Genomic DNA, 23,791 nt, shown 5'->3' with positions numbered 1-23,791 from the left:
GGCCGGCAGGGCGGGCAGCTCGTGCCCTCCCGGTGCCGACAGCATGGCAAAGGTCGTTTCGAGAGCCCGACGCAAACGGCCGGGCTCCCGCTGCCTGGCTTACCGCTTAGCTGGCAAGTCGCGCCTTGCTCGCTTCGAGAAAGGCGGCGAGCGTCACCGGCGTCGCGCCGGTCAGCGCGGTGACATCGCCCGTCACCATGTCGATGTGGCCCCCGCGGGTGTTGGCGTCGAAGGAAACGACGATCGGGATCAGGAAGTCCGGCAGGCCGGCGCTCTTCAGGCCGCCTGCGAGCGCCTCGTCGGAGATGTGCACGACGTTGAGGGACTTGCCGGTCGCCTTGGCGACGAGGGCTGCGATCTCGTCCGTCGAGCGCAGCTCGCCGCCCGTCAGCGTATAGGTGTGGCTCTCGCTTGTGGAGGCGGCAAGGGCTGCGGCTGCGGCCTTGGCGGCATCACCGCGGGCGATGTGGGCGAGGCGGCCTTCGCCCGAAGAAGAATACCATTGCCCGGTCTCAAGAGCATGCGGCAGCGCCATGAACAGGTTCTCCATGTACCAGCCGTTGCGCAGGATCGTATAGGGAATGCCGGTCGCCTTGATGGCGTTTTCAGTGCCGAGATGATCGGGTGCGAAGGGAATGACCGAGGTTTCCGGGCTCGGCATCGAGGTGTAGACGATGTGCTTGGCGCCGGCCTTCTTCGCAGCCGCAACGGCGGCCAGATGTTGCTTCAGCCGCTTGCCGGGCTGGTCCAGCGCGTCGGTAGAGATAATCAGGATCCGGTCGGCGCCGGCAAAGGCCTGGTCGAGCGAAGCGGGATCGTCGAAATCGGCGACGCGGGCCTGAACACCCCTGGCGATATAATCGGCGAGCTTCGCCGTATCGCGGCTGGTGGCGATGATCCGGGCCGGTGCGATGCCGGACGCAAGCAACTGGTCGAGCACGAGCTTGCCGAGTTGGCCGGTTGCGCCGGTGACGAGCAATGTATCGGACATGGTCTTTACCTTTTCTGTTTTGGCCGAGACGGAAACGCGCGCAGAACGCCGCGGCGCAGGCCTCGCCGGCTCCTCCTGCCGTTGCCTGGGAGATGCTTCGGCACATGGTCTCTTTTTGAGACTTGCTCTTATCGCGTAATCGCAGTAGGGCTGTAAAGGAGGCAGTTTTTTCTGCTGTGGTTACAAAAAGGGTACCGCCGATGAACAAGCCGACCGGGGACATGAAGGGCAAGCGCGTGGCGATCGTCTGCGGCGTGCCGATGGATATGGAAAACTGCCCGGTCCGCGACGTCATGGACAATATCGGCGGCAAGTGGAACTCGCTGATGATCCTGTCGCTCGCCGACGGCCCCTTGCGCTTCTCGCAGCTCCGCCGGCTGATCCCCGACATCTCCCAGCGCATGTTGACCCAGACGCTGCGGGACCTGCAGCGCGACGGCTACATCCACCGCACCGTCTACCCCACACAGCCGCCGAGCGTCGAATATGCGCTGACCGATCTCGGGCGCTCGCTGCTCGGCCTGCTCAAGCACTTCGTCGACTGGTCTGTGGAAAACCACGGCGCCATTCGGGCCGCGCGCGAGGTGTATGACGCGGAGGGGTAGGGCGTTTCGTAGCGGCGATGATGCCCCTTAGTCGCGGGTTGGTTGCGCTGTGGCGCGCCTGCTATTTTCGTGTCCGGTGATCGTTTCGTGGGGCTTGCCCCTCACCCTAACCCTCTCCCCGCAGACGGGGAGAGGGGACGCGCCCGGTCGGAGCGTTGCCGAGTGGGGCAGCCGTCAGATGAGACCGAAGGCGCGCCGATCGTTCCTACGGTGACGCAACTGGCGGGAGCGACGATGGAACGAGCGGGTGCCACTTCGCCCGCCTGCGGGGAGAGGATGGCCGGCAGGCCGGATGAGGCGCGGCCACTCCTTTGCAGCATGACGCAACGTCATGCGCCACGCGCGACGTCGTGTCCCGGTAGCGTGACCTTGCCCTAGCACTTTGATTTTCCCTATAGTTTCGCCGATCATCCGCATCACCTCGGGGAACCATGAAGACACTTCATATCGGCATAGCAGGCGCCGGCCCGGCGGGGCTGGCAGCGGCACTGATGCTGTCGCGGCGCGGTCATCGGGTGGAGATCCTCGAGCGGTTCGACGCAGCTTCACCTGTCGGTTCCGGGTTGATGCTGCAGCCGACGGGGCTGACGGTCCTGAACACACTCGGCCTGTTGCAGCCGATGCTGGTCCTCGGCAGCCGGATCGATCGGCTCTATGGCGCCGATGCCAGATCCGGGCGCACCGTGCTCGACGTGCGCTATGATGCGCTCGCCGGTGGGCGCTTCGGGCTGGCGGTGCAGCGCGCGGCCCTCTTCAATACGCTTCACGATGCCGTGGCCGCGGCCGGGCTGCCGGTCAAGACCGGCGTCACGCTGACCGAGGTTCGCATGGCTGGCGGCAAGGCGGTGATGCTGGACGCGCAAGGGCATGAGGCGGGCGCCTATGATCTGGTGATCGATGCAAGCGGCGCACGCTCGGCGCTGGCAGCCGGTTCGACCGCCGCGCCCAAGGTGCGCGAGCTTGCCTATGGCGCCTTCTGGGCGACGCTCGACAGCGACGGCCTCAATCATGATGCGCACGCTTTGGTGCAGCGCTACGACCGGGCGAAGGTGATGATCGGCATCCTTCCGGCGGGCCGCGCGCGGATGGGCGAGCGCGACCGCGTCGCCTTCTTCTGGAGCCTCAAGGTAGCGGACGCAGACGTGATACGGCAGGCCGGGCTCGATCGCTGGAAGGCGCGCATTCTCGATTACTGGCCGGATTGTGCGCCGTTGCTGGATCAGATCAGTGACTGGGAGCAACTGACGCTGGCGCGCTATGCGCACCGCACCATGCGCCCGCCGGTCGCCGGCCGCATCGCCTTTGTCGGCGACAGCGCCCATTCGACGAGCCCGCAGCTCGGGCAGGGGGCGAATATGGCGCTGCTCGACGTCGCAGCACTTTCGCATGCGCTGGAGACGGCTGGCGATCTCGATGCCGCACTTGCCGCCTATGCCGCCGCACGCCGCAACCACGTCGCGCTGTTCCAGTTGCTGTCGCTTCTCTTCACGCCCTTCTACCAGTCGGACTCGACGGCTCTCGCCTGGCTGCGCGACAGGCTGGTAGCCACAGTTGCGCGCACCCCGCCGATGCAGGGGCTGCTCGCCTCGATCGTCTCGGGCACGCTGATTGACCCGTTCAAGCCGGCGGGGCTTGCCGAATGCGATTGGCAGGCGGTGCGGGGCGGCGCGGACGGGCGCGGCCAAGCGGCCGCTCCGGCGATTTCCACCTGAGACGGCCGCGAATCCTGTATCAAGGCGATCCGGATGGCGGATGGAGGGGGTGATGGCGGACGGCGTGGCGGCCATTCTGGTGCATGTGGCCGATACGCAGGCGGGTCTTGCCTGGTATCAGCGCGCATTTCCTGACGCTGAACATCGGTTTCTTGCCGCCTTTGATTTTTCCTATCTGCGGATCGGCACCATCGATCTCGAGATCGTCCAGGCCGACGAGAAGGTGGCGAGCGGTGCTGCCGGTTCCGTCGTCTACTGGGCGGTCGCGGACGTCGATCGGGCGCTCGCCCATTTCGAGGCGCTCGGCGCGCATCTCTATCGCGGGCCGATGGCGATCCAGGAGGGGCTGTGGATGTGCCAGGTGCGCGACCCCTGGGGCAATTGTATCGGCCTTCGCGGGCCGCGTCCGGGAGAGGGCGGCATCGACAACGAGGCGGGGCTTTGAATGGCGACGCGGGTGGAAATCGTTGCCTATGATCCCAACTGGCCGCAGCGCTACCGGGAGATCGCGCAGGATCTCAGGCGCATCCTGGATGCGCTGGTCATCGCCGTCGATCATATCGGCAGCACGGCCGTTCCCGGCATGGCGGCAAAGGCCGTCATCGATATCGATGTGACCTTGAGGGGGCTGCCCGACATTGCGGCTGCCAGCGCGCTTCTCGTTGCGGCCGGCTACCAGGCGCGCGGCAACCGGTACGACGACGATGTCTGGGCCTTTATGCTGCAGGGGGTCGAGTCGAAGCGGCGCGTCTATCTCTGCCCGCCGGACAACGAGACCCATCGACGGCGTCTTGTCTTCCGCGACCATCTGCGCAGCCATGCGGACACCGCCTTGGCCTACGCGGCGCTGAAGGCACGCCTCGCCGAGGCCTATCGATATGACGGCGATCGCTACACCGCTGAGAAGACGCGCTTCATCAACGCGATCGTCGACCGCGAAGACCGGATGACAGGAGATCGGTCCGCCATGGTGCAAGCAACAGTCACTTGCGAGATCCGTTACCGGCTGAAACCGGGCCGCCTGGCGGAATTCGAGGCCTATGCGCAAACCTGGATGACGCTGATCGAGCGGCACGGCGGGACGCATCACGGCTATTTCGTGCCGCGCGAAAAACCTGAGGGCGTCGGCGCCAGTTTTCCGGGGGTGGGCGAAGACGGAGCCGGCGACATCGCCGTCGCGCTCTTCACCTTTGCGGACGAGGCGGCGTATCTGCGCTATCGCAGCGATGTGGCCGCGGATCCCGATGGGATGGCAGCGAACGCGCTTTACGCCGACGATCCGCCGTTCGTGAGCTATGAGCGCGTCTTCCTGCAGCCGCTTGCGCGCCGCCGATAGCCGTCTTTGTGGCGGCTGATCGATGTGGCGCGATTGGGCAGCCTAGCCTAGCCCTCGGCTAGCTACGCGGCCCGCTTGAGGCAAACCCCATCCAGTGCGAATTCGACGGCAGCTTCCGCGTGGATCGCGGTGGAATCGAAGCCCGGCAGCGGCAAGGCTCTCGGGTCGAGGGTCAGACAGATTTCGGTGCAGCCGAGGATGACGGCGTCCGCGCCTTCCGCTTCGGCCTTGTCGATCAATTCGATCAGCGCCCGGCGGGACGAGCGCAGCACCTTGCCGGCGCAAAGCTCGTCGAAGATGACATCGTGCACGAGGGTGCGGCCGTCCGCATCCGGCACCAGGATGTCGATGCCGTGGCTTCTCATGCGCTCGGCATAAAAGCCGTGCTCCATGGTGTAGCGGGTGGCAAGCAGCAGCGGCCGGCGGCTGCCTGCGGCCTTCAGGCGCGCTGCCGTCTCGTCGATGATGTTGATGAGGGGGATGTCGATTGCTGCCTGAACCTGATCGGCGATCAGGTGCATGGTGTTGGTGCAGATCAGCACGCAGTCCGCACCGGCCGCTTCGAGGCCCTGGGCGACATCGGCAAGCCGCTTGGCAGCGTCTTCCCAGCGGCCGGCCTTCTGCAGGTCGACGATCGACTGGAAGTCGACGGAATGCAAAAGCACCTCGGCCGAATGCAGCCCGCCCAGGTGGTCGCGAACGGCCTCGTTGACCATGCGATAGTAGACCGCCGAGCTTTCGAAGCTCATGCCGCCGATAAGACCGATCTTGCGCATAACCATTCCTCTCTGTCCGCTACCGCCGCCGTCCGTGGCGACCGTCGTTTGATGGGCTGAACTATGCCGCAGGGTCGGCGGCAATGGTTCGCTTTGATGGGAGCAAAAGCGGCCATGCGCGCGAATGGTTTGCGCATGTTGGAGTGAATGTGCAATTATGTAGCGTATGAATTTCTGATCATGGGAGGGATCGGCGTGCTCGACGATAGAGACAGGAAGCTGCTGGCGCTGCTGCAGCAGGATGCGAGTGTGGCCGTCGGCGAATTGGCGGAGCGGGTGAACCTGTCGCTTTCGGCCTGTTCGCGCCGCATCCAGCGGCTGGAGGAGGCGGGTTACATCGCCAGGCGCATCGTCGTGCTCGACCGCGAGCGCATGGGCGTGCCGACGACCGTGTTTGCCTTGATCAAGACGGCGCACCACTCGGACGAATGGATCGAAACCTTCCGCCGGGCGATCAGCGACATCCCCGAAATCGTCGAGGCCCATCGTCTGACGGGAAATCATGACTATATCGTCAAGGTCGTGCTGCCGCGTGTCGAGCACTACGACGTGGTCTACAAGCAGATCGTGCGCAAGGTCGAACTCTTCGACGTCTCCGCCTCGATCTCGATGGAAATCCTGAAGAGCGGCACGGCGGTGCCGGTCGATTATGCGGTGTGAGGCGAAATGACGAATGACGCTGTGAGCAAGGCGGTCGGTGGCGACGTTGCCGATGCGCTGGTGATTGTCGATGTGCAGCGGGCCTTTATTTCCGGGCCTGAAGCCGTGCCCGGCCATGTCGATCTGCAACGGGCCGTTGGCCTGCTTCTGCAGAAGGCGCGTTCGGCCGGCGTGCCGGTGATCTTCCTGCAGAACGATGGGCCCAAGGGCGCTGTCGACGAACCGGAGACCGATGGCTGGCAGTTGTTCTTTGCCGCCAAGTCAGGCGAGGTGGTCGTGCGCAAACGGCACGACGACGGCTTCGACGGCACCGATCTCGAAGACCAGCTCCGGGCGCGCAAGGTCGAGACGATCGCGATCTGCGGCATGCTTTCGGAAATGTGCCTGGCGGCGACAGCCCGCACGGCCATGGCTAAGGACTTCACCGTGATCCTCGCCAATGACGCACACGCCACCTATGACGTGCCGCCCGGTCCTGGCCGCTCGCCGATGGTGCCTGCGCGTCTCGCCGCACGCGCGGCCGAATGGTCGCTCGGTGACGAGATCGTGCTCACGGATGCGGTGGAAGACATCGCCTTCGCGGCCGCGTCGTCCTCGTAAGCTCTTCCGGGGGCGTCCGTCAGGGCGGGCCGAAGCGTGCCGCATAGTCCGAGGGCGCGATGCCCTTGCGGCGCTGAAAGGCGCGGCGCATGCGCTCGGCGTTGCCGAAGCCGAAGAGAAACGGCGCTTGCGAGACGGGCACGTCCCCGCGCTGGAGCGCCTCGCAGGCCGCATCGACCCGCAGTTCCTCGACGAATTGCGCCGGGCTTGCGCCCACCTCCTGCGTAAACAGGCGGGAGAAATTCCGCTCGCTCATGCGCGCCATGTCCGCAAGCCGCGGCACGGAGAGGTCGGCTGCCAGATCGGAGCGGATCTCGGCCACCAGCGCATCGAAGCGGTCGCCTCGGCTCGTCATCTGCTGGTGCAGGGCGGCGCTGAACTGGCGCTGGCCGCCCGTGCGCTTGACGTAGAGCACCAGGGAGCGCGCGAGCCGCAGGGCCTCGCTGCGGCCGAGGTCCTCTTCGACCATCGCAAGCGCCATGTCGATGCCGGCGGTCACGCCGGCGGAGGTCCAGATGCCGCGATCCTGCTCGTAGATCGAATCCTCGCGCACGTCGATATCTGGGAAATCCTGCTGCAGCTGGGCGCAATCTTCCCAATGGGTCGTTGCGCGCCGCCCATCAAGATGGCCGCCGCGCGCGAGAATGAAGGCGCCGAGGCAGATGGAGCCGAGGCGCCGACATCGGCCGGCCATGGCCGCCAGGAATGCTTGCAGCCCTTCCGAATTCGCCGCTTCGAGCGCGCTTTGCCCGCCCGAGACGAGCAGGGTGTCGGGCGCGGTGCAATCGGAGAACGGACGGGTATCGAGCGCAACGCCTGTGTCCGTTGCGACCGGGCCGCCGAACTCAGAGACCAGCGCGATGGAATAGGCCCGGGAGCCCGACGCGGTGCGGGTGTCGTTGAAGACCTGCAGCGGGCCGGTCACATCGATCAGCTTGGTGCGATCGAAGAGCACGATCGCGACGGTTCGCGCGGCATTCTCGGGGTTGGCATAAAACGAGGGCATATTGTCATTTATGCCAAAGGCTTTTCATGGGAGCAAGCGGGGACATCATCCGCAACCGATGGAGCCGACCATGCTTGAACTCAGACCGAACTGCGAACTGTGCGACCGCGACCTGCCGCCGGCGTCCGCGGACGCGCGCATCTGCTCTTACGAATGCACCTATTGCGCAAGCTGCGTGGAAACGGTGCTTCACAATGTCTGCCCGACCTGCGGCGGCGGATTTGCGCCAAGGCCGATCCGGCCCCAGCAGTCCTTTCGCCCGGAAAAGCGGTTGGGTCTCGGCTTTGATCCCGCCAGCGACGTACGTCGCCATTCACCGTTTACGGCTAAGGATATTGCGGCGCATGTAGCGCGGATCCGGCATCTCGCGCCGAACGAGCGCTGACGGTTGCGGGCTGTTCTTGACTTTTTGCAAGGGTGACATGAGGTGGTTGCGCTTGTCCTTGGCGGTCACAACCCCAATGTTGTGGCATGTCCAACGGAAGGCCGGTCGCAAAGCCGACTGGAAAGAACATGCAGGACAGGCATCACGTGGTCGTTGTCGGCGGCGGGTTTGGCGGATTGCAACTCGTCAAGGGGCTTGCCGGCGCGCCGGTGAGGATCACCCTCATCGACCGGCGCAACCATCATCTCTTCCAGCCCTTGCTCTACCAGGTGGCAACAACGCTGATCGCGACCTCTGAAATCGCCTGGCCGATCCGCAGCCTCTGGCGCGACCGGCCGGAGGTGACGACGCTGCTTGGCGAGGTGAGCGATGTCGACGAAGCCGGAAAGGCCGTGGTGCTCAGGGACGGCAAGCGGATCGGCTACGACACGCTGGTGCTGGCGACCGGGGCGACGCATGCCTATTTCGGCCATGACGAATGGGAGCCCTTTGCCCCCGGCTTGAAGACGCTGGAAGACGCGACGACGATCCGGCGGCGGGTGCTGCTGGCCTTCGAGCGCGCCGAGCTCGAAGAGGATCCTGATCTCCGTGCCGCCCTCCTGACCTTCACCGTCATCGGTGCCGGCCCGACCGGCGTCGAGCTTGCCGGCATCATCGCCGAGATGGCGCACCGCACGCTTCCCGACGAATTTCGCCGCATCGACACGCGGCAGGCCCGTGTGATCCTGGTGGAAGCGGGGCCGCGCATTCTCGCCGCCTTCAGCGAGGATCTTTCGGCCTATGCGGTCAAGGAGCTGGAGCGGCTCGGCGTCGAGGTTCGCACCGGTACACCCGTGACATCCTGCACGGAAGAGGGCGTTGTCATCGGCGACCAGTTCGTCGGCAGCCGTACGCTCGTCTGGGCCGCCGGTGTGCAGGCCTCGCCCGCTGCCCGCTGGCTGGATATCCCGGCCGACCGCGCCGGCCGGGCGATCGTCGGCGCTGACCTCACGGCTCCCGGCCATCCCGACGTTTTCGTCATCGGCGACACGGCTGCCGTCACCTATGACGGCGGCAAGCCGGTGCCGGGCATTGCGCCCGCCGCCAAGCAGCAGGGCGCCTATGTGGCCGACGTCATCCGCGCGCGGCTTTCAGGCGACAAGCCGCCCGGAGACTTCCGCTATCGCCACCAGGGCAGCCTTGCCACCATCGGTCGGCGCGCGGCGATCATCGATTTCGGCCGCTTCAAGCTCAAGGGCGCGCTTGCCTGGTGGATCTGGGGCATCGCCCACATCTACTTCCTGATCGGCACGCGCAGCCGCTTCGCCGTCGCCTGGAGCTGGTTCTGGACCTATCTGAGCGGACAGCACAGTGCCCGGCTGATCACCCAGAAGGAGACGCTGAAGGAGAAGGGGTAAGGGCGAGAGGCGGCCAATGTAACGGCCGCCGTCGTCGCTTACTTCTGCACCTTCACGATCAGGATCATCGGCCGGTCCATCTCTTCGGCCAGTGCCGGGAGCTCGGCGATCTGCTCTTGCGTCGGCCGCCACTCCTCGACGTGGCGGATGGCGAAGCCTGCGCCAATCAGCGTGTTCAGCGTCGTGCCGATGGTGCGGTGGTGCTTGATCACGCCCTTGGCCAGCCAGTTCGTCGTGCGCGGGCCTTCGGCGGAGTAGTGATCAACGGGCCAGGTGCGCTCGCCATCGGTGATGCGCCAGCCGGGATTGTGCGAGGCCATGTAGATCGGGTGCTCGATGGTGAAGACGAAATGGGCGCCGGGTACCAGCGCCTTGTGGATGGTCGCGACCAGCCGGCCGAAATCCTCGACATAGTGGAAGGCAAGCGAGCTGTAGGCGAAGTCGAAGCTCGTTTCGGGCAGGTCGAGCTGGTCGAGATCGGCAATCTTGTAGTCGATTGCTGGATCTGATGTGTCGGCCTTGGCGCGGGCGATCATCTTCTCGGAGAGATCGAGTCCGAGCACATGGGCGGCACCGGCCTCGCGGGCGTAGCGCGAAAACCAGCCATAGCCGCAGCCGAGATCGACGACGCGGCTTCCGGAAAGATCCGGTAGGAGCGCGCGAATCGCCGGCCATTCCGCGGCCCCGGCAAGACCATGCACCGAGCGCCCGAGCTGGCTGTAGCCCTCGAAAAACTCCTGACGATCATAGATGTTCTGGGCCATGGCGGTCTCTCCTTCTGGCTCTACTTGTGCCGGCACGCGCCGCGAAAGGGGCGCGGGCGTCTGCGCGCGTTAGGGCGAGTGGGCATCCGGTGCCGTTACCGCGGGAACAGCATGTGCCTTTCGATCCTGCTCGAAACCGGCGGCGCTTCGAAGTGCCGGCGCGTCGATTGATAGGGCGCGTGTTGCCGCAAGGTCAAGTTGCGGCTGAAGTGCAAGCTTCTATTTCGTTTTTTTTGAGGGGTGCTAATGTTCGATTCTCGTGGTCCAGTCCGATTTGCGGAGGCGTAATGTCCGAAGCCATCCATCCTGCAGCCATCCATCACCTGCCGGGCTTTATTACAGCCCCGGGCCAGTCCGACTGGCTTTTGAATGCGGTTGCCGTTTTTCTGATCGTGGCGATTTTCGCGCTCGGAACACTCTATCTCAGGCTGCATTCGCTGCCGGAGGTCATGGCGCACAAGACCAACAAGATCCAGCTGGAGCTGGTGGCGGTCCTGGCGCTCCTGTCGCTGCTCACCCATAACAACCTCCTGTGGGGCGCAGCTCTGCTTTTGGCCTTGATCGACCTTCCCGATTTCTCCTCGCCGCTTTCATCGATCGCCGGTTCGCTGGAGCGGATTGCCGGCAAGGTGGACCAGCCGACCGTGCCGGAGGCGAGGGACGTGGAGGCCGAGCCTGCAGCAAGCCACCCACAGCCGCACGCGTTGCCCGGCCACGGCCACGCATCGCCCGCTCAGCCATCGACGGAAGGGAAGGCATAAGCCATGTTCGAGTTTATCCTTTGCTCGATGCTGACCATCCTGCCCGACTATCTCTTCCGCCGTTACGGCCAGGGAAAACGCATCGGGCGCGAGATCACTATCTATTCGGTCTGGTTCGAGCTGCGCTGGGGTATTACCGCCTGCATCGTTCTGACCATCTCCCTGATCACGCTGATTTTCTACTTCCACCCGTCGACGAAGAACGTAACCGCGGCTTTCCGTACGGTCGCCGTGCTGCCGGAGACCAACGGGCGCGTCACCGAGATCTATGCCACGCGCTTTGAGAAGGTGAAGGCCGGCCAGCCGCTGTTCAAGCTCGACAGTTCGGAGGAGGAAGCGGCCGCCGAAGTCGCCCGCCGCCAGATCGCCGAGGTTGACGCCGAATTGGCTGTCGGTCGCACCGAGCTTGTTGCCGCTGATGGCGCGATCGTCCAGGCACAGGCCGACGTGAAGCAGGCCGAGGACGAATACAACACACAGGTGGAGCTTAACCGGCTCAACCCGAACGTCGTTGCCCGCCGCGAAATCGAGCGCAAGCAGGTGCTTCTCGAAGGGCGCAAGGGCGCGCTGACCGCTGTGCTTTCCAACAAGCAGACGCTGGAGACGAAGCTGCAATCGCTGCTGCCGTCGCAGAAGGCCAGCGCCGAAGCGGCGCTGAAGCAGGCGGAGGTCGATATTACCAAGACCACCGTGCGCGCCGGCGTGTCCGGCACGCTGCAGCAGTTCACGCTTCGGGTCGGCGAAATCGTCAACCCGCTGCTGAGGCCAGCGGGCGTGCTCGTGCCGGAAGACGCGGGCCGGGCCCGGCTGGTGGCCGGCTTCGGGCAGATCGAGGCTCAGGTGATGAAGCCCGGCATGATCGGCGAGGCGACCTGCGTCGGCAAGCCGTTCACCATCATTCCGCTCGTCGTCACAGAGGTGCAGGACGTGATTGCCTCCGGCCAGGTGCGCGCCAGCGACCAGCTGATCGACGTTACGCAGATCTCGCAACCCGGCACGCTGACCGTGGTCATGGAGCCGCTTTATCCCGGCGTGCTCGACGACGTTCCGCCCGGCAGCAGTTGCATCGCCAATGCCTACACCAGCAACCACGACGAACTGGACAAGCCGGGGATCAGCACGCTGCAGTGGGCCTATCTGCACGGTGTCGATGCCGTTGGCCTCGTGCATGCGGCGATCCTGCGCATTCAGGCGCTGATGCTGCCGGTGCAGACGCTGGTGCTCGGCGGGCATTAAGCACGAAGACACGCGGCCGGGGTTTCCGATCCCGGCCGGCGCCTGCCGCCTGCAGATATTCCCCTTCAGGCGGGCCACCGCTTCCTTCAGCCTCGTCCGATCGGCCTGCAAACGTTGAACGCCCTCCTTGCAGGCGGGTCCCATCTTCCAGCGCCAAAGCCCGCGCGGGGTCCTCGCGGTTGAAGCGGTCGCGTGTGCCGTCGAATTGCGATGCGAGACAGCGCATCTTCGCCCGGCAAGATCGCCTCGGCTGCATCTTCGATCTTGCCGGGATCGATGGTTTCAAGGGCGTGGAATTCAACGGACAGCTTCCCACCTGAAAGGCCGCAATGTTTGCGGGATCGATCTATGCGGCGCTATCTTCCGTTGCGTCGATGCCTTGCCTCCTTCTCTGGAAGGCCCCGAGAGCGCCGGGCCGTCACGGAGGGAAAAGGGGTGTCCAAAAATGATTGAGCCCCCGTGGGGACGGAGGCTCAAGCGCGCAATAAAATTAATAAAGCAACTGCACTGCAATATAACCACAAGCATGCATACTCTTCCGGGGATTGCATACTTCCGGGGCGCAATCGCAAGTACAGTGTGGCAAAAGCGTGATCTGAAAGCAATGGATTTTAAGGGGATTTTAATAGTCAATTTGGGTTACGGGAAAATCCCCAGCTTTTTCACCCAATCGGGTCAGGATTTTCCTGACGGTAGCCCGCATGGACAAAGACAAATCCCCCACACTCCCTTTTAGGTCTCGTCGGTCCCGATCGGCAGCGTCCAGGGCTCCCATATCGCATCGTGTATCGCGCCCTGGCGCAGGTAGAAGCGCTTGGCATTTTCGTTGCTCGCAAGCACCGACCATTCGATGCGCGGCGCCCCGATCGCTGCGGCATGACGTTTCAAGGCGTCGATCAGCGCCGCGCCGGCCCCCAGGGAACGTGCTGTTTCATCGACGAAAAGTTCCTTCAGCACCAGCGTCGGCTTCAGATCGTAGGTCCAGGGGATGACGTAATGCACAGCGATGCCGATGACACGGCCGCCAAACTCCGCGACCAGCACGCCAAAGCGTGGGTTGTCGCCAAGCCCATGCTCGATCAGATCGCTCTCGGTCACGCGGAACGCGTCAGTATAAGCTTCGAAGACTGCAAGGCCGCGCATCAGCCGCAGCACGCAGGCGACGTCATCTCGTTTAAATGGGCGGACGATAACGGGTGACGCGGGCATCGCGATATCTCGTGCAAAGGGGTTAGCTGGCCGGGGCGGGTTACCGAGGGCCGGTGGAAGGCCGAACTTGCGGCATCATTTGCCGCAATCGCGATCGATTTCAGGCTGAAATCGATCGCGATCCAAAATGCTGCAGTGCCGCGCATCCGGCAAGGCGTGCGGCGCTGCAAAGGGCGTTTGGCGCCGGCTTAAGCGGCGAGCAGAGCCTGCGCTTCGCCGGGGGTAGCGCCGGTCGCAAAGGCGAGGCCTTCGTCTTCCCAGCCGGTGATGCCGCCGATCATGATCTTCACCGGCCGGCCGAGCCTGGCGAGCTTGAGTGCGGCCTGGTCGGCGCCGTTGCAATGGGGGCCGGCGCAATAGGCGACGAAGAGGGTATCGGCCGGCCACTCGGCCAAACGCTCCGCAGTGATCTGCCGGTGGGGCAGGTGGATCGCGCCCGGCACGTGGCGGCGCGCATAGGCCGCATCCGAGCCGACGACGTGCAGAAGCACGAAGTCCTGCTCGCCGCTCTTCAGCGCCTGGGCGACGTCGGAGCAATCGGTCTCGACACTGAGCCGCCCGGCAAAATGGGCAATGGCGATCTCAGGCGATGCGGCGGGAATTTCGGTGACGGTGCTCATCGGGGTTCTCCTTGGCTCGGTGCGCGTTGACGAGGATATGTGTAGCAGCGCTGGATCAGGGCTGGCAGTTGGCAACATTGCCATATATGCTCAAGATCATGCCAAAGTCGTTTTCCGTTGCCGCACCACTCACAAACCCGCTCGTCGTGGCGCTCGCCTATGACGGGCTCTGTACCTTCGAGTTCGGCGTCGCCGTCGAGATGTTCGGCCTGCCGCGGCCGGAAATGGGCGAGGGCTGGTACCGTTTTGCCGTCGCCTCGGTCGATCCGGGTGAGCTTAGGGCGACCGGCGGCGTTCGCTTTGTCGCCGACGGCGGCATCGAGCTTTTGGGCCAGGCCGGCACGATCATCGTGCCCGGCTGGCGCGGCGCCGATCAGCCCGTGCCCGAGGCGGTGTGCCAGGCGCTGAGGGACGCCTGCGCGCGGGGCGCGCGCGTGCTTTCCATCTGCTCCGGCGTCTTCGTGCTGGCGGCTGCCGGGCTGCTATCGGGCCGGCGGGCGACGACCCACTGGCGCTATACCGACAAGCTGAAAGCGCTTTATCCAGACATCGAGGTGGTGCCGGATGTGCTCTATGTCGATGGCGGCGAGGTTCTGACCTCGGCTGGCAGTGCGGCCGGCATCGATCTCTGCCTGCACCTGATCCGCCGCGATTTCGGCAGCGAGGCGGCCAACCGCGTCGCCCGCCGTCTCGTCGTGCCGCCGCATCGCGATGGCGGCCAGGCGCAGTTCATCGAGCGGGCGGTGCCCGACGTGCATGAGAGCGCCCGGCTCGGGCCGCTGCTTGACCGTATGCGCGAACGGCTCGGTGAGGACTTTTCGATTGCGGCGCTGGCAAAGGCTGCGGGCATGAGCGAGCGCACCTTCCTGCGCCGCTTCGAGGCGGCGACCGGCACGACGCCGGCGCGCTGGCTTTTGTCCGAGCGGCTGTCGCGCGCCCGGCAATTGCTGGAGGAGACCGCGCTCGGCATGGAGCAGGTGGCGGAAGCCTCCGGCTTCGGCTCCACCCAGACGCTGCGTCATCACTTCCGCCAGCAGCTTTCGACGACACCCGCCGCCTACCGTGCCGCCTTCGGACGGATGGCGATTTCTGAAGGCGGGCTTGGGCGGGTCGCTGCGGAATAGGCCGCATCGTCGGTGCCGCATCCCACCTCAAACAACGGCCCCCACCGATTTCGATGGGGGCCGCCAGTCACGGTCTAGAATGTCAGCCGGGTATGCTAGCCTACTTGGGATCGCCGCCGCCGCCGATCCCGAGGCCGATGTCCTTCTTCGGATATTTGACGAAGGTCGCTGCGTGCTGGGTCTGCAGCTGCAGGATGGGGCCGTAGAGCCATTCATAGTCGCCATTGCTGCGGGTGATGCGCTCCTTGGGATCACGATAGATATCGAAGATCCAGGGGGCGACGCCGACCGGCGAGAATGTCGACATGCTGATGTTGGAAAACGGCTGGTCGTACTGCATGACCTTGAAATAGCCCTTGAAGTTTTCCCAGCGGATGGCCGAGAACTCGGCCTGGTTATAGGAGAAGACCGCCTGGCGGGACGTCTGACCGTCGTCGGCCAGCAGGAAGCTGCTCTGGTCGACACCGTCGATATAGCGCTCGGTCGGGATCTTGTCCTTGATGCCGGCAAGCGCCAGCGACGTGTTGAACAGGTCCATGAGATCAAACAGGCCGTCGCTGATGCGCCCCGCCTTGATCATGCCGGGCCAGTAGGCGATGCCCGGCACGCGCACGCCACCTTCCCAGGTCGTGCCCTTGCCGGAGCGGAACGGGGTGAAGCCGGAGTCCGGGTAGCTGTCTTCCTCCGGGCCGTTGTCGGAGGTGAAGAACACGAAGGTGTTGTCGGCCTGGCCGGCGTCTTGAAGGGTCTTCGTCAGCCGCCCGACGATGTCGTCGACCTCGACCACGGCGTCGCGGTAGGGCAGCTTGGCGGGGCTGCGCCCCTCGTAGCCATCAGCGGCATAGTTGTCGAAATGGACCTTGGCAAAGGCGTGGATCAGGTAGAACGGCTTGTTGTCCTTGGCCGCGCGCTTGATGAAATCCACCGACCAGTTGGCAAAATCCTGGTCGACATTTCCCATCTGCTTCTGCGTCTCCAGCGGATAGACGATCTTCAGGTCGCCGCCCTTCTTGCCTTCGACCACGCCGTTATACTCGCTGAGGCTCTTGAACGTCTCCAGCCGCTGCGGATCGAGCATCAGCTGCGAATATTTCCGGCTGTCCATGTACTGCGTGTATTCGCTGACGACCGACAGGAAACCATGGAATTCGTCATAGCCGACGTCCTGGGGCTGCATGCCCTTGGCTTCGCCGATGTGCCACTTGCCCGAGAGGCCGGTGACATAGCCGTTGTCGCTCAGGAGCTTTGCCGCCGAGACCTCGTCGGCCCAGGGGTTCTTGGTGGGGTGGTCGCTCGCAAGCAGGGGACGCGTAAGGCCGCTTCGCGCCGGAATACGACCCGTCATCAGGGCCGCGCGCGAGGGCGTGCACACCGGCGTCGCATAGGCCGATGTCAGCTTCAGGCCCTCGGTTGCCAGCTTGTCGATGTTCGGTGTCGGAGCCCCGAGCATCGCGCCGCCGCCGAACGCACCCAGGTCGCCATATCCAAGGTCATCGACGAGCAGGATCAGGATGTTGGGTTTGCGACCGGTCCTCGTCTCAAACTCGCGAAGCCGGTCCGCGGCCGTCTGCTCCTGAGCGGGGCGCGGAATGGCCGGCTCCAGATAGTCCGCGGTTCTGACCGTACGGTCCCACCCCTTTGCCTCCTGGGCGTGCGACGTGGTGGCGAGCAACGTGAACGAAGCTGCAAGGGAACAAGAGAGAAGATAGTTGAAGGCCTTCATCAATCGTACTCCTCATTGGGATATGGGATTGTCGATGATCTTTCAGTCGGTCTGGATCCGTCTCTGGCTCCAGCCACGTGCAGTCCTGAAAGCAATGGCCGAACTGGTGCGCACCTGCCGGTCCTTGCGACCGGACTTGGCGGCTCTGGTTTCAGGCATGGCCGAACTGCATTTCCGACACTGCGTTGTGCGTGCCGGAGCAAGACAGAAAAGCGGCAAGCCCGTAAGTACGTAACAGGTAAAAAATCCAGGGGCATGCTAGAACGATGGGTGCTCGCCCCAAGGCGTGCGCCCGGTAGCGCACGCCCAATTTCGTCGGGTGAACCAGGGCTTCAATGTGACAGGGCGGCGTTCGCCGCCCTGTCACACGGTCATCCGTTGAGCTCGGCCTGAGGGGACGCAAGGTTGAAGTCGTCCTTGCGGAAGAACGACCGGAAGAACACGGCGTCGGGCGCGGAGGCGACAATCCGGGCGACGATGGCCGTGGCGACGATGGCAAAGACCAGCCGGCCGAAGAAGACGCTGGTGAAATCCGCCCCCAGCGCCACGACCACCAGCGTGTCCTCGATGAGGCTATGGCCAAAGCCCATGAAGACGCAGGCGAGGAACACCTGGCGCGGCTCGACCTTGGCCTCGCGCGCCTCGCGGATCAGAAGCGCGCCACCATAGGAAATGCCAAGCAGCACGCCCACGGCGGCAAAGGGCACGGTCTCGGTCTTGACGCCCGCAAGGCGAAAGAGCGGCGCCATGCCCCGGTTCAGCCATGCGAGGATGCCGACGAGCTTGAGGATCTCGATCGTCCAACTGAGCACGAGCAGCACGACGAGCATGGTCAGAAGCGTCTTCAGCGTGCCGAAGGTGAAGGCGACCCAGCCGGAGCCCTCGTTGGCCGGGATCCAGGTGGGGGCGAGCGGGGTTGCAAGCCATCCGGTGACGGCGAAGAGCTGATGCAGGAGGGCTGCGAAGATGAGGCCGCCGCCGATCCTTATCGCGGCGGTGACGAGGAAGTTTGGGCCCGCCTTCTGGATGATGCGCTGTTCGATCGGGATGGCATGGGCCACCAGCATCAGCGCCGAAAACACCGTCATGTCGGCAGTCGTCAGTTCCGAGACCGGCACCAGCGCGAAGACCACAACGACGGCGCCCCAGATGCCGACGAGCAGGCCGGTGAGCCACGCGAAGGCAAACTCGGGCGGCAGGCCGATCACCGTCATTACCGGCTCGAAGGCGGGTGCGACCGCGCGGATCACGCCGAGTTCCTGCAGCACATGGGTGACGATGGTGACGGGCACGATGATGCGCACCAGATCGAAGTAGACTTCGAGGGTAGCAAGGGTCTTGCGGTAGAGGATGATCAGGACGGTCATGGCTGTCTCTCCTTGGGATGTTGTCCAAGGACTAACGCCAGGCCGTTCGCAGTTGTGGTCAAAATATGCACCTTTGTGCAATAAAATTGCAAATGACCGCAACAGGGGGACGGACGGGGATGGACAAGATCGACAGCAAGCTCTTGAGGCTCTTGCAGGTGGATGCCTCTCGCACCAATGCCGAGCTTGCGGAAGAGGTTGGCCTTTCGCCATCGAGTTGCCTGCGTCGCATCAGGCGGCTACACGAGACCGGCGTCATCGACCGGATCGTCGCGGTGCTTAATCCGGCAAAGGCTGGTCGCACCATGAAGGCGATCATCACAGTCGAGCTCGAGCGCCACGGCGAGCAATATATCCGCCGCTTCCTCGACATGGCGGAAAAGGAGCCGGCAGTGATCCAGGCCTACAGCGTCAGCGGCGAGACCGACGCCATTTTGATGCTGCGGCTGAAAGACATGGACGAGCTCGACGCGCTGACCGAGCGGCTGTTTCGCGAGGAAACCAATGTCGCGCGCTACTACACCGCCTTCGTGATCCGTACCGGCAAGGAGACGACGGAGATACCGGTGTGAGAAGACACCGAACCACGGGGGACGACCCGAAACGACAGGCGCTGGCGGGCCGGCGGTCCCGACGGGATCCCGATCAAGTGTTTTCGACGAGATAATCGCGCAATCTACTCTTCAAACTCTCGACGACTTCAGGGTGTTTCAGGAAGTCAGCGATCGACATCATTGCCCACTGCTGGCCCTCGTCGCCAAACCTTACAGGCCCGAAACCCTCTTCGAGCTTGCCAACAAGGAAGTAACTTCCAGGGGCGATCGTATTCTGCGCCGGATAATACCGCGTCCACACGATCCACGCCGGATCGACCGCGATATCGAACTCCTCGCGGGTCTCCCTGATTGCGCACTCGACCGGGCTCTCATCATCCTCTCGTCCGCCCCCCGGAAGATCCCACATGCCGGGGAAGGGGATTTCCGGCTTCTGATCACGCTGGTAGGCAATCAAAAGCCCCTGAAAGAGCAATGCGATTTTTGCACCCTTGAAGGGGATGAAGGCCATTTGCGAAACCCTGCGCTTGCTGAGCGAAGCTCAACTCTCGTCTTCGATGAATCCCGATTTTTTGCAAAGCCGAAGATCTTGCAATTTGGCAACGCTCGCAATGATTGTTTCTGGTGTGACACAACCCGGCGTTTTCCGGCTATACCATTCTGACAGGCGTCGTCTTATCTGGACCGAAAAGGCCGGTTGACCGGGAGCATGACTGGAAATCTGCCCCCGGCGCTTGAGCTGCCGTTACTTCACCGCAGCGTTCCCTCCATCGGCAAAGAGCGCCGCACCGGAGACGAAGCTTGCCATCGGGCCTGAGAGGAAGAGGGCGGCCTGGGCGATTTCTTCCGGCTGGGCGATGCGCTTCATGGCGTGCAGGCCGGCCGCCCATTCCTTGTTTTCCTTGCTGCCGGCCGCCGGCGTGTCGACGCCGCCGGGCAGGAGCGCATTGGCGCGAATGCCCTTTGCGCCATAGTCGGCAGTGATGCCCTTGACGAGGCCCATCAGGCCGGCCTTTGCCGCGCCATAGGCGGCCATGCCGGGAATACCGACGCTGGTGCCGACGAAGGTGGACGTGAAGACCAGCGAGCCGCCGTCACGCGCGAGCATTGCCGGGATCTGGTGGCGGGCGCCGAGGAAGGCGGAGGTGAGGTTGGTGGCAAGCGATTGCTGCCATTCCTTGAACGTGATCTCGGCGACCGGCTTCATGACGTTGACCGCGCCGGCATTGTTGACGGCGATGTCGAGGCCGCCGAAATGCTTGAGCGCCGCTTCCACCAGCCGGATATGGGTTTCTTCCGCGGTGACGTCGCCGCCAACCGCGATCGCTTCGCCGCCGTCCTCGCGGATCGCTTCGACGACGGCGTCAAGCTGCTCTTCGCCGCGGGCGTTGGCGACGATCTTCGCACCCTCGGCGGCAAAGAGCCTGGCGACCGCACGGCCGATGCCGGAGGAGGCGCCGGTGACGATCACGATCTTGTCTTGCAGCATGGTCATGGACTTTTCCCTTCTCTTGATTGATGCGCCCTGACTACTGCCGGCGGGCATCAGCGCCCACCCGATTTCCGATCGGTGATTGTGACGGCGCAGATTCTCAATCGCCCCGATGGCATAGTCCGGGCCGACAACGAGGGCAGGGAAGAAGGGATGCTGAGGACCTATGGCGGCAGCCGCCATTGCGGCGCGGCGCGGATCGAGACGGACCTCGACTTCAGCGTCGGCACGGAGAATGCAACGGCACGGCCTGCATGAAGAGGCGGCTCTGGTCGATGGTGGCGAAGCCTGACGCCTTCCGGCTGATCTCCGCGGAGGCGGCACTGACCGACTATCGCGGCCGCGACCCGGCCGCCCAGTCTTCGTCATCCGTGCACACGACGTCCGAGGCGTTCGCCGGCGTGGTCAGACATAATGGTGCAGATGCTGCCGGCGTCCGGGCTATGGTCGATACAGCCAACCAGAAACCCGAGATCGCCAGAGTGCAGATCGCCCATGCCTGCGGCACCTGCCAGCTTCTATTCGCTTAGTCTTTATCCGGCGCAGTTGACATATCGCGCAAGACTGCCTCAGCCGCGACTTCGGCATTGCGTCTTGAGCCCGAGATGGTTCCGGATTTTATGAGCTGCTTGCCATCAAGCAGTAGCTGCCAGTTCCATGTGTTCAGGCCGCGTCCCTGGATGCGGAGTTTCAATCTGTCGGGATCGTACTTCGTCACTGCTTGCTCCTTTGACTGCACTTTGACAGATCAATGGCCAAACCAAAACTAAGCGATGAGGTCAAGACCTACATCGTAAAGGCTCTGGCATGGTTCGACAGCCCGCCCGTCGTCGCTGCGGCGCCTTTAGCGGCCCTGCGTCCGGCCCTCGGGCGTATCTGGTCCAGTCGCCGTTGTCTTCAGCGCGGCGAGCGTTTCGCGCAGCGCCCGGTCCAGTCGCTTGTCGCTTCGAAGCACCAGGGCGAAGCGGCGGAAGAGCGTTGGGGTGACGGGCCGCACCACCAGCCGCTCCCGGTCGCCGGGGCGAAGGGCGATTTCCGGAACGAGGGCTGAGCCGAGGCCGACGGCGACCATCTCCTTGATCGCGTCGACGCTGCCGAGCGCCATCACCGGCTTGACGGTCGTGCCTGTGGTGGCCAGCCATTCGTCGGTGATCCTTCGCGTGTTGGCGCCGGGCTCGTAGAGGATCAGCGGCCGTTCAGCCAGGATCGCGGGCGTGACGGTATCGGGCAGGGCAGTTCCGAGCGGCGCAATCGCCACGAAGCGCTCGTCGAAGAGCGGCGTGATTTCGAAGATGCGGCCTGAAACGGGCAGGCTGACGAGGCCGATGTCGATGAGGTTCTCGTCGACCGCGCGGACGATGTCGGCGCTGTTGCCGGTTGTCACGGTGATGTCTAGATCGGGAAAGCGGCGCTTGAGATCGGCCAGAAGCGGCGGCAGCAGGAAGGCACACGGGGTGGCGCCGGTGCCGAGCCGGACGCGCCCGAGAACGCCTTTGGCGTGGCGGGCGACGGCCTCGATCGCCCGGCTGGTGGCAGCCTCGATGCTGCCGGCATGGGCCAGCAGCTCCTCGCCGGCCGCACTCGGCCGCGCTCTGCGGCCGACCCGCTCGACGAGGCGCACGCCGAGCTGCTTCTCCAGCACCCGCACCTGCAGGCTGACCGCCGGCTGGGTCAGGCCCAAGCGCTCGGCGGCGGCCGAGAAGCTGCCGAGTTCGGCGACAAGCGCGAAGGTTTTGAGATAATCGAGGTCAAGCGCACTCATGCCCAGGTTTCTCTTATTTCCAAAGTTTCTCTTATGCGTGGAATAGGAATGCTAAGCTTCTTTTAGGAGATGTCGAGGCGCAGACTGTGTCCATGGTTGGAAAAGAAACATGGATGTTCGACATGATCCGGGAACTCGGTCTTTATCTCGTCGCTTCGCCGCGCTCGCGGTACTGGCAATTGCAGCAACTGCGCGAACTGGATGCTGAGCATCTGGCGGATATCGGCCTGACGGAGGCGGAAGCTCAGCTTGGAAGGCGCAAGGTTGCGCCGGTTCCGGCGCGCGAAGGGGCCGTCGTCGTTCGGCATGCGGAGGCCGCACGGGCGGGCGCGATGTGATGTTTCGGCGCGCGTGCCGTTCCCGACCACAACTGGTGGGGCCGCAGTGACAGGGGCGTCTCGTCTCAAGCCGGCCTCACGTCCCACCTTTCGATCGCAAGGCCCGGCCAAAGGGCGCGCCACCGTTCCACTTTGCGCTCGTAGATGGCGCGGGTGATCTGGCTCTTGTTGGCCCGAACGATCGGTGCGAGCAGGTCCTCAAGGCCGAAAGGGGCGCAGATCTCCAGTCCGCCCTGGGACGGGCGAAGGCCGATAGCGGTCGCTGTCGTCGGAAATGTCGCGATCGCCTCTTCCGCCGATAGATAGGGCCTGATCGGCGTGCCGAATTTTTCCTCGTACCAGAGGTGAACGCGTGCCTCGTTCTTGACGTCGATCCGCACGGGCAGATCCGCAAACAGGCCTTCGATCCGCTTCGCATGCGTGGCCTCCGCCTCTTGCGAGAGGTCGTCACCGTCGAAATAGACGATGTCGATATCGCTGATGCCGTGCGTCGGCGGCAGGGCGAAGGCATGGTTCCAGACGGTCTGCGCTATCGCGCCGGCCGCCAGCCAGCCATCGGGCAGGGCAATCCGGTCCCAGCGATCGAGGATCGGAGCCAAGAGCGGGCTCTTCAGGATGTTAGTCTGCAGGTCCGTCATCAAATCTGCATCGGCATGAAGCCTTGAAGCATGCTTTCCGCCGGTGCTCGCGCGGCTCCCGCCGAGATCCATAGAGGATCTCCAAGACACTCGATCCGCCCGTCTGCAACGACGATGCCGTCGCCGTCGTTGCAGGCAAGGATCGGTCGCGGCGTCGACAGGCTGTAGCGCAAGAGAGCGGGCAGGTAGCTCTTGTCGTCGCTCAGGTGCGGGAAGAACTCGAAGGGCACGAGATCAAGCGCATCGCCGTCGGTGATTTCCTCCGGCTCCAGCCCGATGAAGAGCGCATCGGTCGCGATCGTCGGCGCCATGAGAATGGCGCCGGCGCTGACGCCGATGAGGATGCCGCCGGACTGTGCCCAGTCGCGAAGCGGCCCGAGCATGCCGCTTCGCTTCAGCCGTTCGAGAAAGCCGCCGGTGTGACCGCCTGCAAGGTGAATGGCGTCTGAGGCGAAGAGCGCTGCAATGTCGTCTGCCGAATGCGGTTCGTCGAGATCGAAGAACAGCGCGAGATCGAGACCCAGCCTGCCGTAATAGGCCTGCCCGGCAAGGAAGAAGCCGCGGTCCCGTTCCGGACCGGAGGCGACATAGGCGATGCGTTTTCCAGCGCCGCCTGCCGCCAACATCTCCACAAGCCTGAGGTCGATCGCCGAGCAGGCGGAGACGATCTGGTCGCTGTAGAGGACGAGGTTGAGCATGTCTTTCCTGTCGTGACGAAGGGCTATAGCCCGGTTC

At 64.2% G+C, this 23,791-nt stretch carries 28 protein-coding genes; 14 read left to right on the top strand and 14 right to left on the bottom strand.

The window, feature by feature from the left end:
• Positions 1–106: 106 nt before the first annotated feature.
• Entirely contained in the window at positions 107–991 is an 885-nt protein-coding gene (locus IB277_RS10345; RefSeq protein ID WP_060516005.1) for an SDR family oxidoreductase, read from the bottom strand.
• A 200-nt stretch (positions 992–1,191) separates the two neighbouring features.
• On the opposite strand from IB277_RS10345, the gene IB277_RS10340 reads away from it, so the two are divergent.
• The 4 genes from IB277_RS10340 to IB277_RS38870 all read left to right on the top strand — a co-directional run bounded on the left by IB277_RS10340 (position 1,192) and on the right by IB277_RS38870 (position 4,644).
• On the top strand, positions 1,192–1,596 hold the full coding sequence (locus tag IB277_RS10340) for a helix-turn-helix domain-containing protein (RefSeq protein ID WP_060605391.1): 405 nt from the start codon (positions 1,192–1,194) through the stop codon (positions 1,594–1,596).
• 431 nt (positions 1,597–2,027) lie between these two features.
• Positions 2,028–3,308, top strand: coding sequence for an NAD(P)/FAD-dependent oxidoreductase (locus tag IB277_RS10335; protein ID WP_090294246.1), 1,281 nt, complete (start codon positions 2,028–2,030; stop codon positions 3,306–3,308).
• Between the two features lie 52 nt (positions 3,309–3,360).
• Positions 3,361–3,753: a glyoxalase/bleomycin resistance/dioxygenase family protein gene (locus IB277_RS10330; RefSeq protein ID WP_090294244.1), complete on the top strand. Its 393-nt coding sequence runs from the start codon at positions 3,361–3,363 to the stop codon at positions 3,751–3,753.
• Positions 3,754–4,644 carry a GrpB family protein gene (locus IB277_RS38870; protein WP_090294243.1) on the top strand — a complete coding sequence of 297 codons (891 nt, stop codon included), beginning with the start codon at positions 3,754–3,756 and terminating at the stop codon, positions 4,642–4,644. It abuts the gene before it with no gap.
• Positions 4,645–4,706: 62 nt separating this feature from the next.
• On the opposite strand, the gene IB277_RS10320 is transcribed toward IB277_RS38870, so the two are convergent.
• Complete coding sequence (locus tag IB277_RS10320; protein WP_090294241.1) at positions 4,707–5,426, bottom strand: aspartate/glutamate racemase family protein; 720 nt, start codon at positions 5,424–5,426, stop codon at positions 4,707–4,709.
• Between the two features lie 189 nt (positions 5,427–5,615).
• On the opposite strand from IB277_RS10320, the gene IB277_RS10315 reads away from it, so the two are divergent.
• Together IB277_RS10315 and IB277_RS10310 are read left to right on the top strand one after the other, a co-directional pair.
• Positions 5,616–6,080: an Lrp/AsnC family transcriptional regulator gene (locus IB277_RS10315; protein ID WP_043622517.1), complete on the top strand. Its 465-nt coding sequence runs from the start codon at positions 5,616–5,618 to the stop codon at positions 6,078–6,080.
• Between the two features lie 6 nt (positions 6,081–6,086).
• The gene (locus IB277_RS10310) at positions 6,087–6,680 is read left to right on the top strand and encodes an isochorismatase family protein (RefSeq protein WP_090294239.1); all 594 of its coding nucleotides are present in this window, start codon (positions 6,087–6,089) and stop codon (positions 6,678–6,680) included.
• A gap of 19 nt (positions 6,681–6,699) precedes the next feature.
• Here the strand turns inward: IB277_RS10310 and IB277_RS10305 are convergent, their stop codons facing one another.
• Positions 6,700–7,686, bottom strand: coding sequence for a GlxA family transcriptional regulator (locus tag IB277_RS10305; protein ID WP_110818669.1), 987 nt, complete (start codon positions 7,684–7,686; stop codon positions 6,700–6,702).
• Positions 7,687–7,756: 70 nt separating this feature from the next.
• Between IB277_RS10305 and IB277_RS10300 the strand changes: the two genes are divergently transcribed.
• Positions 7,757–8,071, top strand: coding sequence for a DUF1272 domain-containing protein (locus IB277_RS10300; RefSeq protein WP_060516178.1), 315 nt, complete (start codon positions 7,757–7,759; stop codon positions 8,069–8,071).
• 128 nt (positions 8,072–8,199) lie between these two features.
• Entirely contained in the window at positions 8,200–9,468 is a 1,269-nt protein-coding gene (locus IB277_RS10295) for an NAD(P)/FAD-dependent oxidoreductase (protein WP_060516011.1), read from the top strand.
• A 38-nt stretch (positions 9,469–9,506) separates the two neighbouring features.
• On the opposite strand, the gene IB277_RS10290 is transcribed toward IB277_RS10295, so the two are convergent.
• A complete protein-coding gene (locus IB277_RS10290; RefSeq protein WP_110818668.1) occupies positions 9,507–10,232 on the bottom strand; it encodes a bifunctional 2-polyprenyl-6-hydroxyphenol methylase/3-demethylubiquinol 3-O-methyltransferase UbiG in 726 nt (241 codons plus the stop codon).
• 287 nt (positions 10,233–10,519) lie between these two features.
• Between IB277_RS10290 and IB277_RS10285 the strand changes: the two genes are divergently transcribed.
• Positions 10,520–10,993: a hypothetical protein gene (locus IB277_RS10285; RefSeq protein WP_051659258.1), complete on the top strand. Its 474-nt coding sequence runs from the start codon at positions 10,520–10,522 to the stop codon at positions 10,991–10,993.
• A 3-nt stretch (positions 10,994–10,996) separates the two neighbouring features.
• Positions 10,997–12,229, top strand: coding sequence for an HlyD family secretion protein (locus tag IB277_RS10280; RefSeq protein ID WP_034792791.1), 1,233 nt, complete (start codon positions 10,997–10,999; stop codon positions 12,227–12,229).
• A 732-nt stretch (positions 12,230–12,961) separates the two neighbouring features.
• Here the strand turns inward: IB277_RS10280 and IB277_RS10275 are convergent.
• Positions 12,962–13,438, bottom strand: coding sequence for a GNAT family N-acetyltransferase (locus IB277_RS10275; protein ID WP_110818667.1), 477 nt, complete (start codon positions 13,436–13,438; stop codon positions 12,962–12,964).
• 188 nt (positions 13,439–13,626) lie between these two features.
• A complete protein-coding gene (locus tag IB277_RS10270; protein WP_060582746.1) occupies positions 13,627–14,058 on the bottom strand; it encodes a rhodanese-like domain-containing protein in 432 nt (143 codons plus the stop codon).
• A gap of 86 nt (positions 14,059–14,144) precedes the next feature.
• On the opposite strand from IB277_RS10270, the gene ftrA reads away from it, so the two are divergent.
• Positions 14,145–15,182, top strand: a complete 1,038-nt coding sequence (gene ftrA, locus IB277_RS10265; RefSeq protein ID WP_113080969.1) for a transcriptional regulator FtrA — start codon at positions 14,145–14,147, stop codon at positions 15,180–15,182.
• A gap of 100 nt (positions 15,183–15,282) precedes the next feature.
• Here the strand turns inward: ftrA and IB277_RS10260 are convergent, their stop codons facing one another.
• Entirely contained in the window at positions 15,283–16,905 is a 1,623-nt protein-coding gene (locus tag IB277_RS10260; protein WP_034792797.1) for an arylsulfatase, read from the bottom strand.
• A 371-nt stretch (positions 16,906–17,276) separates the two neighbouring features.
• A complete protein-coding gene (locus tag IB277_RS10255) occupies positions 17,277–18,272 on the bottom strand; it encodes a nucleoside recognition domain-containing protein (protein ID WP_090294229.1) in 996 nt (331 codons plus the stop codon).
• Positions 18,273–18,391: 119 nt separating this feature from the next.
• Here IB277_RS10255 and IB277_RS10250 point away from each other — a divergent pair, with 119 nt between their 5' ends.
• Entirely contained in the window at positions 18,392–18,844 is a 453-nt protein-coding gene (locus IB277_RS10250; protein ID WP_034792802.1) for an Lrp/AsnC family transcriptional regulator, read from the top strand.
• A gap of 73 nt (positions 18,845–18,917) precedes the next feature.
• Here the strand turns inward: IB277_RS10250 and IB277_RS10245 are convergent, their stop codons facing one another.
• The gene (locus tag IB277_RS10245; RefSeq protein ID WP_034792818.1) at positions 18,918–19,337 is read right to left on the bottom strand and encodes an NUDIX domain-containing protein; all 420 of its coding nucleotides are present in this window, start codon (positions 19,335–19,337) and stop codon (positions 18,918–18,920) included.
• A 234-nt stretch (positions 19,338–19,571) separates the two neighbouring features.
• Positions 19,572–20,321, bottom strand: coding sequence for an SDR family oxidoreductase (locus IB277_RS10240; protein WP_034792821.1), 750 nt, complete (start codon positions 20,319–20,321; stop codon positions 19,572–19,574).
• 251 nt (positions 20,322–20,572) lie between these two features.
• Between IB277_RS10240 and IB277_RS10235 the strand changes: the two genes are divergently transcribed.
• On the top strand, positions 20,573–20,848 hold the full coding sequence (locus IB277_RS10235; protein ID WP_060582750.1) for a hypothetical protein: 276 nt from the start codon (positions 20,573–20,575) through the stop codon (positions 20,846–20,848).
• On the opposite strand, the gene IB277_RS10230 is transcribed toward IB277_RS10235, so the two are convergent.
• A complete protein-coding gene (locus IB277_RS10230) occupies positions 20,845–21,036 on the bottom strand; it encodes a hypothetical protein (RefSeq protein WP_060582751.1) in 192 nt (63 codons plus the stop codon). The two genes, IB277_RS10235 and IB277_RS10230, sit on opposite strands and share 4 nt — an antisense overlap.
• Before the next feature lie 126 nt (positions 21,037–21,162).
• Positions 21,163–22,080 carry a LysR family transcriptional regulator gene (locus tag IB277_RS10225; RefSeq protein ID WP_110818664.1) on the bottom strand — a complete coding sequence of 306 codons (918 nt, stop codon included), beginning with the start codon at positions 22,078–22,080 and terminating at the stop codon, positions 21,163–21,165.
• 113 nt (positions 22,081–22,193) lie between these two features.
• Between IB277_RS10225 and IB277_RS10220 the strand changes: the two genes are divergently transcribed.
• On the top strand, positions 22,194–22,418 hold the full coding sequence (locus tag IB277_RS10220; RefSeq protein ID WP_060582753.1) for a DUF1127 domain-containing protein: 225 nt from the start codon (positions 22,194–22,196) through the stop codon (positions 22,416–22,418).
• Between the two features lie 65 nt (positions 22,419–22,483).
• On the opposite strand, the gene IB277_RS10215 is transcribed toward IB277_RS10220, so the two are convergent.
• Together IB277_RS10215 and IB277_RS10210 are read right to left on the bottom strand one after the other, a co-directional pair.
• Positions 22,484–23,056 (bottom strand): nucleotidyltransferase family protein, encoded by a 573-nt coding sequence (locus IB277_RS10215; RefSeq protein WP_060605356.1) that lies wholly within the window; start codon positions 23,054–23,056, stop codon positions 22,484–22,486.
• Positions 23,056–23,754, bottom strand: coding sequence for a Type 1 glutamine amidotransferase-like domain-containing protein (locus tag IB277_RS10210; RefSeq protein WP_060582755.1), 699 nt, complete (start codon positions 23,752–23,754; stop codon positions 23,056–23,058). The genes IB277_RS10215 and IB277_RS10210 overlap by 1 nt, the downstream gene beginning before the upstream one ends.
• Between the last annotated feature and the right edge of the window lie 37 nt (positions 23,755–23,791).

It is taken from the genome of Ensifer sp. ENS07, from assembly GCF_014852185.1.
In the GTDB taxonomy this organism is placed as follows: domain Bacteria; phylum Pseudomonadota; class Alphaproteobacteria; order Rhizobiales; family Rhizobiaceae; genus Ensifer; species Ensifer adhaerens.
The sequence above is the reverse complement of the archived record's forward strand: the minus strand, read 5'-3'. Positions and strand labels throughout refer to the sequence as shown.